The 12,777-nt window shown below is 53.7% G+C and carries 11 protein-coding genes; 2 read left to right on the top strand and 9 right to left on the bottom strand.

Going from position 1 to position 12,777, the window contains the following annotated elements:
- Positions 1-159: 159 nt before the first annotated feature.
- The 4 genes from J9880_RS00310 to manX form a co-directional block, all read right to left on the bottom strand.
- Entirely contained in the window at positions 160-618 is a 459-nt protein-coding gene (locus tag J9880_RS00310; RefSeq protein WP_119826437.1) for a DUF986 family protein, read from the bottom strand.
- A 105-nt stretch (positions 619-723) separates the two neighbouring features.
- The gene (locus J9880_RS00305; protein WP_095921387.1) at positions 724-1,566 is read right to left on the bottom strand and encodes a PTS mannose transporter subunit IID; all 843 of its coding nucleotides are present in this window, start codon (positions 1,564-1,566) and stop codon (positions 724-726) included.
- Between the two features lie 11 nt (positions 1,567-1,577).
- Complete coding sequence (locus tag J9880_RS00300; protein WP_095921388.1) at positions 1,578-2,375, bottom strand: PTS mannose/fructose/sorbose transporter subunit IIC; 798 nt, start codon at positions 2,373-2,375, stop codon at positions 1,578-1,580.
- Positions 2,376-2,465: 90 nt separating this feature from the next.
- Positions 2,466-3,428, bottom strand: a complete 963-nt coding sequence (manX, locus tag J9880_RS00295; RefSeq protein WP_095921389.1) for a PTS mannose transporter subunit IIAB — start codon at positions 3,426-3,428, stop codon at positions 2,466-2,468.
- A 592-nt stretch (positions 3,429-4,020) separates the two neighbouring features.
- On the opposite strand from manX, the gene J9880_RS00290 reads away from it, so the two are divergent.
- Complete coding sequence (locus J9880_RS00290) at positions 4,021-5,580, top strand: TerC family protein (protein WP_095921390.1); 1,560 nt, start codon at positions 4,021-4,023, stop codon at positions 5,578-5,580.
- A 90-nt stretch (positions 5,581-5,670) separates the two neighbouring features.
- Here the strand turns inward: J9880_RS00290 and J9880_RS00285 are convergent, their stop codons facing one another.
- From J9880_RS00285 to pabB, 4 genes are all read right to left on the bottom strand, one after another.
- Positions 5,671-7,263 (bottom strand): EAL domain-containing protein, encoded by a 1,593-nt coding sequence (locus tag J9880_RS00285; RefSeq protein ID WP_095921391.1) that lies wholly within the window; start codon positions 7,261-7,263, stop codon positions 5,671-5,673.
- Between the two features lie 317 nt (positions 7,264-7,580).
- Positions 7,581-8,945 carry an L-serine ammonia-lyase gene (locus tag J9880_RS00280; RefSeq protein ID WP_119826433.1) on the bottom strand — a complete coding sequence of 455 codons (1,365 nt, stop codon included), beginning with the start codon at positions 8,943-8,945 and terminating at the stop codon, positions 7,581-7,583.
- Between the two features lie 205 nt (positions 8,946-9,150).
- On the bottom strand, positions 9,151-9,747 hold the full coding sequence (locus tag J9880_RS00275; RefSeq protein WP_195817019.1) for a CoA pyrophosphatase: 597 nt from the start codon (positions 9,745-9,747) through the stop codon (positions 9,151-9,153).
- Between the two features lie 2 nt (positions 9,748-9,749).
- A complete protein-coding gene (gene pabB, locus J9880_RS00270; RefSeq protein WP_131694449.1) occupies positions 9,750-11,126 on the bottom strand; it encodes an aminodeoxychorismate synthase component 1 in 1,377 nt (458 codons plus the stop codon).
- 163 nt (positions 11,127-11,289) lie between these two features.
- On the opposite strand from pabB, the gene J9880_RS00265 reads away from it, so the two are divergent.
- Positions 11,290-11,469, top strand: coding sequence for a YoaH family protein (locus tag J9880_RS00265; RefSeq protein WP_095921395.1), 180 nt, complete (start codon positions 11,290-11,292; stop codon positions 11,467-11,469).
- A 100-nt stretch (positions 11,470-11,569) separates the two neighbouring features.
- Here J9880_RS00265 and purT read toward each other — a convergent pair whose 3' ends face one another.
- The gene (gene purT / locus J9880_RS00260) at positions 11,570-12,748 is read right to left on the bottom strand and encodes a formate-dependent phosphoribosylglycinamide formyltransferase (RefSeq protein WP_095921396.1); all 1,179 of its coding nucleotides are present in this window, start codon (positions 12,746-12,748) and stop codon (positions 11,570-11,572) included.
- Positions 12,749-12,777: the final 29 nt, after the last annotated feature.

Below are 12,777 nucleotides of genomic sequence, written 5' to 3'. Positions count from 1 at the left end.
CAACACCAAATAAAACAGGGTTTTTAAATAACACCCTCTTGCGTTGAAATAACACCTTTGCTGACAGGGTATTTAACATCATTGCTATTTACAGGGTTAAACGGAATTATCGTGAATATGCGCTGTGCTATAACTGATAACCTGTGCTTTATATTCAATCTATTGATTATCAACCATAATTTTATAGATCCTTTCCAAATCGTCCAGTTCGTTGACGCGGATTAATAATTTTTTCTGTTCTAATTCAAATACCAGAATGCCGTCTTCTGAAAGATTCATACTGCGGATGCGGTCATAGGTGATGAAGGTATTGGCGAAATAAAAACCCTGCGGTTTGAAGAGCATTTTTGGCCAGCGAATAAAAGAAAGATAGAAAGCAATCAGCGCCAGACCGATCAGCAAATAATTGGTAATAACGGTGCCATTCGCATGGATATTGTTATAAAGCAGAATCGCCAGAAGGCCGATGAAGATAATCGAATCGAGCCGGTTGCGGCGGCGCAGGTTTACCCGCAGACGCGTTTTGCCATTTCGGGTGCCCATGATGAACTCATCGTAGATGGCGTAGGCAAGCAACAGGAGAGTGAAAAGGGCGAGGACGATATCAGTAACAGACATGAAAACTCCAGCTAACAGCCATCAGGCAAAGCAAGGTAAAAATCAGCAAAAGACAAACGACAGAAACAAAAAAGCCGGGGAAAATTTCCCCGGCTTCAGAGGTTATCAGAGACCCAGCAGGCCAATCCAGTAACCGAAGATACCGATGGCGAAGAAGCCAACGATGATCCACAACGCATTCACTTTCTTACGCAACAGCCACATACAACCGAAGGTCAGCAGCAACGGTACCAGACCCGGCATCAGCTGATCCAGAATGGTCTGGACGGTAGTGACGGTGGTATGGCCGGTCTGATCGGTGATTTTCGACACCACCAGCGGAATGTTAACGTGCGTCCATTTATTAACCAGTGCCCCCATGACAAAGAGGCCGAGAATTGACGCCCCCTCGGTCAGTTTTTGCAGGAAGCCGCCGCCCATATCGTTAACGATATCGACACCTTTTTTGTAGCCATAAGACACGCCGTAGTAGCGGGTCAGCAAGCGTACAAGGTTAAACAGAACGAAGAACAGCAACGGACCCAGCAGGCTGCCGGTCATCGCGATACCCGCACCCAGTGCAGCAAACACCGGACGTACAGTACCCCAGAAGATCGGGTCACCCACACCGGCCAGAGGCCCCATCAGACCGACTTTCAGGCCGTTGATGGCCGCGTCGTCGATAGGTGCGCCGTTGGCACGCTGTTCTTCCATCGCCAGCGTTACACCCAGTACCGGGGCTGCAACGTAAGGATGGGTGTTAAAGAATTCCAGGTGGCGTTTGATGGCCGCTTTGCGATCGTCGTTATTTTCAGGGTACAGACGACGAATGGCAGGCACCATACAGTAGCAGAAGCCAAGCGCCTGCATACGTTCGAAGTTCCATGACCCCTGGAAAAGGTTGGAGCGCATAAACACACCGCGAATATCGCTGGCCGTGAGTTTTTTAACTGCAGTTTGATCAACCATGTCCTTCACCCTTAATCCAATTCGTTGTCGAGATCGTTAACACCCGGTGCAGCCGCTGCTTGCGCAGACTTGTTGTATTTCGGGCTCAACTGGATGTAGAGAACTGCCATCACCACACCAATCACACCCAGGGCAACCAGGTTGAAGTTGGTGAATGCAGCGGTCACGAAACCGAGGTAGAAGAACGGCATCAGGTAGCCAGCACGCATCATGTTAATGACCATGGCGTAACCAACCACGACGATCATACCACCGGCGATGTTCAGACCGTTGGTGACCACTTCAGGGATAGAGGCCAGCAGATCATGAACGATGGCAGTACCGACAGAAACGGCAACAATCACGGCAGGGATAGCAATACGCATTGCCTGCAGAACCAGCGCCGAAACGTGGATCCAGCTGATCGCGCTCAGATTACCTTTTTCAGCGGCCTTATCGGCTGCGTGCTGGAAGGCAACGGTAATGGTACGAACGATGATGGTTAACACCTGGCCTGCGGCTGCCAGAGGAATAGCCAGTGCGATACCGGCACCGACAGACTGTCCGCCTGCGATAACCAGAATGGTGGAGATGATAGAGGCGAGGGCGGCATCCGGGGCAACAGCAGCACCGATGTTCATCCAGCCAAGCGCGATCATTTCCAGAGTACCCCCGATGATGATCCCGGTTTTCACATCACCAAGAACAAAACCGATCAAAGTACAGGCAACTAACGGACGGTGAAACTGAAATTCATCCAGGATCGAACCCATCCCGGCAATACATGCAACAATAAATATCAGCACAATTTGTAGTGTGGTGATCTCCATTGCACTTCTCCTATGACCAAAGGACGCTGAGTATAAACAGGCACATCAGACAGATAACGTTGAGGGAATCTGCAAAACGCGATGCACTTATTAATTCATCTTATTAATGAGATCCATCATCTTGAGGCGTGAGTCAGTAGAGACTTTACGCACTTCAAGTTCGATACCTTTTTCGTTCAGTTTACGGAACGCTTCGATATCTTTTTCGTCGACCGACACGGCGTTATTGACCTGTGTTTTGCCCTGACGGAATGCCATACCACCGATATTGACGGAGGTAATGTTCACCCCACCTTCAACCAGACGCAGAACGTCAGTCGGGTTAGTGAACAGGAACATGACGCGGTCGCCAGCGTATTTAGGGTTATCCCAGACACGGATAGCTTTCGCGACGTCGACGACGTGTGCGGTAACACCAGGAGGAGCAACCTGAGTCAGCAACGTTTTACGCACGGTATCGGCAGCCACTTCGTCGCTGACAACAATAATGCGGGTCACGTTGGTTTCTTTGGTCCAGCGGGTCGCGACCTGGCCATGAATCAAACGGTCATCGATACGGGCGAGGCCGATTTTCATATGGTCGTTCGGACCGGCAGGTTTAGCCGGGGCGGCTGCTTTTGGCGCAGGGGCGGCAACAGGGGCCTGGGCAGCAGGTTCAGGGGCTTTCAGCGCCTTCACGCCGATGCGACCTGTTTCTACAGCAATGCCAACCAGTTCCGCGAAGGAAGGATTGTCATCACGTGCCATGAAAGTCTCTGCCAGCATCGGGATGTTTACACCGGTGACAACTTCGTAATTTTCCTTATCGACAACAATACGGCTGGCGGCATTAAACGGGCTGCCACCCCAGGTGTCGACCAGGAAAAGGACGCCGCTGCTGGTGTCTAAACCACCCAACTTTGCCGTGTACTTTTCGATCAGGGTTTCGGCGTTCTCGCCGGGAACGAAATCAATAAAGGCGACATTATCCTGTTCACCTAAAATCATTTCCGCTGTTTTCAGCAGCTGCTCAGCTGCTGACCCGTGCGTGCCGATGATAATAGCAATACTCACTCGCTACCTCCTCTGTTAACTCTTGGAAAGAGTTATGCACATAAGTAATGGTGCTGATGATATCCGCCCGTTTTTATTCCTGAGGCGGACAGGGCACTCCCTGCGTACTAGCATTCCTTAATTTCTGATAAGACTGCGAAACAGTAAAGTGGCAGAACCTCAACAGGTTGTACGACGTGATTTATTTTAGTGTGCGAAAAAATAATTTTTGTGACGACTGTCCGTTATTGAACGACGTATTGTGAATACGCTTTCACACCGCACAATAAAACAGCATAGATGTTTCAAAATGATGCTGAAGGTAAAAAAACACACTTTCTTCAAATAATCATTCCTGATAGAGTGATTTTCCGAATCATTGAACAGGAGTACCGGGCCTCAGCCCTCCCTATGGACTGTCACCGACGTCACTATTCTTCGCTTTTCACCTTCACGATCCCCGGCAAATCTGCCCCAATGGGCCTGATTTCTGCCGCACTGAAACCGCTTTCATCCGCTGAATTTGCAGCTCATACCCCCGGACGGTCATCTGACAGCCTGGCGTATCGCGTTTTTGTGCGTCTTTTTTCTATCACTCATTGCGGAGTCTGACATGGAATTTCTGATGGACCCTTCAATCTGGGTCGGTTTACTGACACTTGTCGTGCTGGAAATCGTTCTGGGCATCGACAACCTGGTATTTATTGCGATTCTTGCCGATAAACTGCCGCCGAAACAGCGTGATAAAGCCCGTATCATCGGCCTTTCACTGGCGCTGATCATGCGTTTAGGCTTGCTGTCGCTGATCTCATGGATGGTCAAACTGACCACACCGCTGTTCAGTATTGCGCAGTTCAGCTTCTCAGGCCGTGATCTGATCTTACTGGTCGGGGGGATATTCCTGCTGTTCAAAGCCACCACCGAACTGCACGAACGGCTGGAAGGGCATGATGAGCATGGCGCACCGAACCGCGGCTACGCCAGTTTCTGGGCCGTCGTGGCGCAGATTGTGGTGCTGGACGCCGTCTTCTCTCTCGATGCAGTGATCACCGCCGTCGGCATGGTGAACAACCTGGCTGTCATGATGACCGCCGTGGTGATTGCCATGGGCGTGATGCTGCTGGCGTCGAAATCGCTGACGCGGTTTGTGAACAATCATCCGACCGTGGTAGTGCTGTGTCTCAGTTTCCTGCTGATGATTGGTCTGAGCCTGATCGCGGAAGGTTTCGGTTTCCACATTCCGAAAGGCTATCTGTACGCGGCGATTGGCTTCTCGATTCTGATTGAATTGTTCAACCAGATTGCGCGCCGTAATTTCCTGAAAAGTCAGTCCAGCCGTCCGATGCGTGAGCGTACCGCCGAGGCGATTCAGCGACTGATGGGCGGGAAACGCCAGAATGAGCATGAAGATGAACCTGCGGGCGTGGTATTGCCTGCCGGTGAAACCTTCGCAGAAGAAGAACGTCACATGATCACCGGGGTGCTGACGCTGGCCTCACGTTCACTTCGCAGCATCATGACGCCGCGCACCGAGATTTCGTGGGTCGACTGTGAAAAGTCTCCGGCAGAAATCCGCAGTCAGCTGCTGGATACGCCGCACAGCCTGTTCCCGATCTGCCGTCATTCGCTGGATGATGTGATCGGCGTGGTACGGGCGAAAGATCTGCTGGTAGCGCTGGAAATGGGTGAAAGCATTGTGGCGTTTGCTGAAAAAACGCCGCCGATTGTGGTGCCGGAAACCATGGATGTCATCAACCTGCTGGCGGTTCTGCGCAAGGCGAAAGGCCGTCTGGTGGTGGTCAGCAATGAGTTTGGTGTGATTCAGGGGCTGGTGACGCCGCTGGACGTTCTGGAAGCCATCGCAGGGGAATTCCCTGACGAAGATGAAACGCCGGACGTTGTGGCGGATGGCGATGCATGGATTGCCAAAGGCGGGACCGATTTACACCTGTTGCAGCAAATCCTCGACGTCAAAACGCTGGTCAATCCTGACGACGATTTTGCCTCACTTGCCGGCCTGTTGCTGTCAAAATCAGGTCAGATGCCGGTTGCGGGCGAAGTGATCGAGATGGCGTCGCTGCACTTTGAGATCCTGGATGTGTCGGAATACCGCATTGAGCGCGTGCGCATTACGCGGATGAAGTCAGAAAACGAATGGGATGAAGACCAGTAACGGGGCTTTATTTCGGTATGTAAAACGGCGACTTCGGTCGCCGTTTTTTATGGTCGTTTGCAGGGTTGAGGGAAAGCCGGTTTCCTGCCATCAGGCCAGATCCGGATTATCCTGCAACGGCATATTCTGGGTGGATTTCTTATAACGCTCCAGCCAGATCGGGAACACTTCGATGGGCATCGGACGGGCAAAATAATAGCCCTGCAAGGAATCGACCTTGCGTTTACGCAGATAATCCACCTGTTCGCGGGTTTCCACCCCTTCGGCAATCAGCTTCAGATTGAGGCGCTGCGCCAGCGTGATGATCGTATCCGTCACCGTCGCGTTGATGGCATCGGTACCAATCGACGCGGTAAAGGCCTGGTCAATTTTCAGCACGTCCGGATTCAGCGTCTTGAGATAACTCAGCGAACTGTGGCCGGTACCGAAATCGTCAATGGCCAGCAGAATGCCCATTTCTTTTAGCTGTGCAATCTCTGCCGCCCGCAACTCCTGCAAACGGGTCCGCTCGGTCAGCTCCAGCATCAGGGAAACCGAAGGCTGCGCTGGCAGCCAGAGCTGGCGAATATCGTCCACGATTTCCATATTATTAAAGTGCTGTGCCGCGACATTAATACTGACATAGAAACCCGGTGTGGCCGGAAAGACGGCCAGATTCTCGGCAACGGTTCTGATGAGATAGCGCGTCAACGAGATGATCAAGCCATGTTGTTCCGCGAGCGGAATAAACACATCCGGCGAGACCCATTCCTGACGGCGGTTTTTCCAGCGCATCAGCGTTTCCACACCGATGCAGCGGCCATCCGTGCTGTTAATGATCGGCTGGCAATAGACTTTAAATTCGCGGTGTGAAATACCGTGGCTGATCGGGTAGGCCAGACTGATACGGCTTCCCGAAAGCAGATACACCGCCGTAGCGGTCAGCAGACTGATCAGAAGCGACAGCGGCAGGTGTGAAAGCAGTTCTCCCCAGGCCAGCGTGCTGGCTTCTTCGCCGTAAATGGACACGGAAAAATCATATTTCTTCGATTGCGCACTCAGCAGCGGCGGTTGCGGCAGGGCGCTGTTGGTGACGATGGTATTTTTACCGTACTCGAGATTTTGCTTGCCGACATTTAACACAATGTGACTGGCGTAAGGTGGCTGGGGTTCGAGCAGGAAATTCGACAAAATCCCGATGTTATAAACAAACAGTTCACCGTTGAGGTTATCCGGCGTAGTCGGCTGCCAGAGCACCAGCGTCGGCGTGTCCACGCGGCTCCATTTGGACGCGCGAAGTTCAAGCTGGGTTTTACCCTGCGCCAGAGAAGGCAGGGTTTTACTGAAGCTCAGATCCAGCGTACCCACCAGGCTGGAACAGATGATTTTGCCGTCACTGACCAGGCTGATGGAACGCAACGTCTGCATGCGTGCGACGGTCTGCTGCATCACGGGTTGCAACGCCGCACAGCTGAGGGTTTGATCGACAGGAAGGGTTCTTCCCGCCGGGGAAGCAGGCTCAAGCAACTTTTCTAATTTTTCAACGGTGTGAATTGCCACGCGTTGTTGGTCTTCGGCAATGACCTGAGCTTGTTCGTAAATACGAATGCCAAGGGTCAGAAGCAGCGTACATATCCCCATTGCACTGGCGAGCGCAATGCGATAGTAGCGATACTTCGCCAGTCCGGTCTGGGAGAACAGCATCGTTCTAATCCTTTTATCCCGTATTAATGCAGGTCAAAATTATTATTTTTAAGGGGTTACCGGTGCGTGACAGCCATTAAATTATTATTGAGATTAGCTGTAAAACGCAGGGCGCTCTGAACGGGAAAAATCAGGCGGAAATCAGCATGCCGTACGTGCAGGGTAGAAAGCAAGTGTCACAACTATTATATCTTGATAATACAACAGGTTGTTGTTAGCGAAGGTTTTATTGCTGCCTGCTTCCCCCGTAATGGTATTTCCTGCGGTGGAGCGGTTAAAAAACACGCACCCTGATGCACCGCAGGAAAGCGACAAAATCAGTCGCACTGAACCTTGATTGCCAGACCACCGCGTGAGGTTTCACGGTATTTAGCGTTCATGTCTTTACCGGTTTCGTACATCGTCTCAATGACTTTATCCAGTGACACTCTTGGCTCGCTGGTGCGGCGTAACGCCATACGGGCGGCGTTAATGGCTTTCACTGACGCAATGGCATTGCGTTCGATGCATGGCACCTGAACCTGTCCGGCGACCGGGTCGCAGGTTAAACCCAGATTGTGTTCCATACCAATTTCAGCCGCGACGCAGACTTGCTCCGGGCTTCCGCCCAGCAGTTCCGTCAGACCCGCCGCCGCCATCGAACAGGCCACACCGACTTCGCCCTGACAACCGACTTCCGCACCGGAAATAGAGGCGTTCATTTTATACAGAATACCGATCGCGCCGGAGGTCAGGAAGTAACGCAGATAAATGTCCGGGCTGACCGACTGAATAAACTGATCGTAATAGGCCAGAACCGCCGGAACAATGCCGCACGCCCCGTTGGTTGGCGCGGTGACCACACGTCCGCCTGCGGCATTCTCTTCGTTAACTGCCAGCGCAAACATATTCACCCAGTCGATGACGTTCATCGGGTCGCTGGACAGTTTATCATTTGACACCAGCATCCGCCGCAGGGCAGAAGCACGACGCGGCACCCGCAGCGGACCCGGCAACACACCTTCGGTATTCAGGCCGCGATCGATACACGCCTGCATGGTGTGCCAGATCTTCTCGAAATACTGCTCGATGTCCTGTTTGCTGTGCTGAGCCAGCTCGTTTTTCATTACCAGACCGGATAATGACAGCCCGGTTTCCTTACATTTTGCCAGCATTTCACTGGCCGAATTAAAGCTGTACGGCACGGTCACTTCGTCGAGTACCGGCTGGCCGAAATGCTCGTCATCAACAATAAAACCGCCGCCGACAGAGTAATACGTCTTGCTGTAAATCATCTTGTCGCCCGCGAAGGCGTGGATTTGCATGGCGTTCTCGTGACGCGGCAAATTCTCCCCGCGAAATACCATGCCGGTATCGCGTGGGAAATCGACTTCGTGCTGAGTTGTGCCCAGCGGCAGGCGCTCACGTTGCTCAACGTCGCGGATAAAATGGGGAATGCCGTCAATGTCGACGGTGTCTGGCTGGTTACCCGCCAGGCCTAAAATAATGGCGATATCTGTGTGGTGGCCTTTGCCTGTCAGGGACAAAGAACCAAAAACGTCCACGGCGACACGCGTAACGGCAGGCATCATGCCCTTTTCCAGCAGGTCATCAGCGAACTGTTTCCCTGCTTTCATCGGGCCCAAAGTATGGGAACTGGAAGGGCCAATCCCGACCTTGAACATGTCGAAAACGCTAATCACGTCGAATACTCCTGTAATAGATTGCGGCAGGGAACGGGATCCCTGACTTCCATCAATGAACACAGCAGAGGTTGTCCTTATGGACGGGTCTCTTGTTCTTATGGACAGACTTATAGTTTAAAAGGGCTGAGAGGCAAAAGTTTCATTTTTCGCATGAAATAAACTTATTTGATGCAAAAGTGTGATCGTAATGTAATCAGAGAGGTCAGACTTCAACCTGCCGGGCCAGCTGACGGATAATTCCTGCCGTGAGTCCCCAGACAAATTGCTGCTGATACCAGGATAAATACACCCGGTGATGTATGCCCCGGCGGTGAATATCCAGAGGATGATAACGTGCGAGATCAAAGGCTTCCTGCAACGGCATTTCGAACAGCTCGGCGACTTCATCTTCCGCCGGATGCAGCGGCACATCCACCGGTAACAGACCGACGACCGGCGTCACCTGAAAACCGCTGCTGCTGTCCTGCGGCGAAAGCGTGCCTAATACATGAACAAGCTCGGGCGGGATGGCGACCTCTTCCTGCGCTTCACGTAATGCGGTGGCAATAATCGAGGCATCGGTGGCATCCGCGGCTCCGCCCGGAAACGCCACCTGACCGGCGTGTTTACGCAACTGATCAGAACGGCGCGTCAGTAACAACGTCGGTTCGGGGCGGCAGATAATCGGGATCAACACGGCGGCATGACGGGTTCCGCGCAACGCCGGTACAGGCTGGCGCGGCTGCTGCAACTGAAAGCGCAGAATGAACGCCTCCACGGCAGGTGAGAATGTCGTTACTGGCGCAAGTTGTTCCGGCATTGTCACGGCTGGATGTCTCCTAATTCCGGCAGAATACGGGCAATCTTATCAAAAGTTTCCTGATATTCCGCCTGTTCCTGACTGTCTGCGACAATCCCGCCTCCCGCCCAGCAGTAAATTTTGCCCTGTGCGGTGAGCAAGGTGCGGATGGTAATGTTGCTGTCCATCGTGCCGCAGCAACTCAGATAAGCGATGCTGCCGCAGTAGCCGTTGCGCCGTTGCGGTTCAAGTTCTTCGATAATTTCCATCGCCCGTACTTTCGGTGCGCCGGTAATGGAACCGCCGGGGAAGCAGGCGCGCAGCAAGGCGCTGGCATGACAGGTTGGCGGCAACTGAGCGGTGATGGTGCTGACCAGATGATGGACGGCGGGAAAGGGTTCAACCACAAATAATTCCGGCACCCGCACGCTGCCGGGCGTCGCCACGCGGCCAATATCGTTACGCAGTAAATCGACAATCATCAGGTTCTCGGCGCGGTCTTTCTCCGAGGCCGCCAGACGTTCCGCCTGCCGGGCATCTTCCGCCGGATCTTCACAGCGTGGCAGCGTGCCTTTAATCGGACGGGTCTGGATCTGATGGTCCTTCAGCCAGATAAAACGCTCGGGCGAAAGGCAGAGCACGGCATTTTCCGGCAGCCGCAGGAAAGCCGAGAAGGGCGCGCGGTTGGCCTGATTCAGTCGCAGGAACGCCTGCCATTCATCGCCGCTGTAATGGGTGGAAAATCGCTGCGCCAGATTGATCTGGTAGCAGTCGCCGCTGTGAATGTATTCCTGAATCTGGCGGAATTTTGCGCCATATTCCTCGCGGCTCATATTGGCCTGCCACGGCGCACGCAGACGGAACGGAGCAGCAGAAGGCGCGTGCGGATATTGCGCCAGCCAGCGTAAACGTCCGGCGGCGTCACCGTGGCAAATCAGCGTCAGACGCTGTAAGTGGTGATCGGCAATCAGCGCCCAGTCATATATCCCCACCGCCATATCCGGCAGATCGATATCGCGTTCTGCCGTCTCAGGCAGGGTTTCGACACGGCGTCCCAGATCATAGCCAAACAGCCCCAGCGCGCCGCCCAGAAAAGGAAAATCTGGAGAGCTTTCAGCCCGCAATCCTGCCACCGCGAGTTGTTCTTCCAGCAAAGCAAAAGGCTCCTCAGCCCGCGATTCCGTCACGCCCTGGTGGTCAATCTGCGTCAGGCCGCCGCGGGTGGTCAGCGTGATCAGCGGATCGGCCACCAGAATATCGAAACGGTTATGCTGATGCTGCGCCGAACCGGAATGCAGCAACATCGCCCACGGCAGGGCGGAAAGTGGCGCGAAGCGTTCTGTTAAGGCATCGGGCTGATAAGGCAATGAATGAAAAACAACGGATTGAGCGGATTGCATGACAGGTCTGAGATTCTCTGGCGCGATGGCGTATTTTATCCGGATCCTAACACAGATCGGAGGGCCTGAAAGCAGCGCAGGCGAATTGCGCTGATAAGGCGTATACTGTGCAGCCGCGCACCGTGCGGGCTTTTATTTTCACCCAGTACAACAGGACACTCCCATGCTGACAGGTATGCCTTCATTATCGCATCATGAACAAGAACAGGCCGCCGATCGTATCCGCCAGTTAATGGAAACCGGTATGAGCAGCGGCGAAGCCATTGCGACCGTAGCAGCAGAAATCCGCGAATCGCACAAAGGCGATCGCGTCACCGTCATTTTTGATGACGAAGACGAATAAGTCGCTGACCGGGGAGGTTATTCCCCGCAAAGAAAAACCGGACCCTTTTCAGGCGTCCGGTTTTTTTTCGTCTCTTTTTCGACTCAGAACAACGAATCGCTTAGCCTTTAACAACCACCGCAGCCGCCGCCTGTTTGGCGCGTTCCACCGCGTCTTCCACGTTGTCAGCAATCGCCAGTGCTACACCCAGACGGCGTTTACCGCTGATTTCCGGCTTACCGAACAGACGGATCTGGTTGTAACCGGTCAGTGCATTTTCCAGTCCGGTAAAGGTGACGTTATTGCTGGTCAGTTCCGGCAGGATAACGGCAGAGGCGGCCGGGCCAAACTGGCGGATATTGCCCACCGGAAGACCGAGGAACGCACGCACATGCAGGGCAAACTCGGACAAATCCTGTGAAATCAGGGTCACCATGCCGGTATCGTGCGGACGTGGCGACACTTCGCTGAAGATCACCTCATCGCCGCACACAAACAGCTCAACACCGAACAGACCTTTGCCGCCGAGCGCCTTCACCACTTTTTCCGCGATGTCTTTCGCACGCTGTAACGCCAGTTCGGTCATCTGCTGTGGCTGCCAGGATTCGCGGTAATCACCGTCTTCCTGACGGTGGCCGATGGGCGCACAGAAGTGAATGCCGTCAACGGCGCTGATCGTCAGCAGGGTGATTTCAAAATCAAACTTCACCAGACCTTCCACAATCACACGTCCGCCGCCCGCACGGCCGCCTTGCTGGGCGTAATCCCACGCCGCCTGCAACTGATCGGCACCGCGGATCAGGCTCTGGCCTTTACCGGAAGAACTCATGACCGGTTTGATAATGCACGGGTAGCCGATGGTATCGATGGCCTGACGGAAAGTGTCTTCGTTATCGGCAAACTGGTATGTCGAGGTCGGCAGTTGCAGCGTCTCAGCGGCCAGACGGCGGATGCCTTCGCGGTTCATGGTCAGGCGTGTTGCTTCGGCACACGGCACCACGTTGTGGCCCTGTTTTTCCAGCTCGACCAGCATGCTGGTGGCAATGGCTTCGATTTCCGGCACGATAAAATCAGGACGTTCGCTTTCGATAACCTGTTTCAGTGCGTCGCCGTCCAGCATGTTAATAACGTGGCTGCGGTGGGCGACCTGCATCGCCGGTGCGTCGGCGTAGCGATCGACGGCGATCACTTCCAGACCAAGACGCTGGCATTCGATCGCCACTTCTTTGCCCAGCTCGCCAGAGCCTAATAACATGACGCGGGTGGCGCCGGTGCGCAGTGCAGTACCAATGGTTAACATAGCTTCGTACCCAGATCTGTGTGAGGGAA

The organism is Rahnella victoriana (assembly GCF_021276285.1).
Lineage (GTDB): Bacteria > Pseudomonadota > Gammaproteobacteria > Enterobacterales > Enterobacteriaceae > Rahnella > Rahnella victoriana.
Note: the sequence above shows the minus strand (reverse complement) of the source record. Positions and strands in the feature narration are given on the sequence as shown.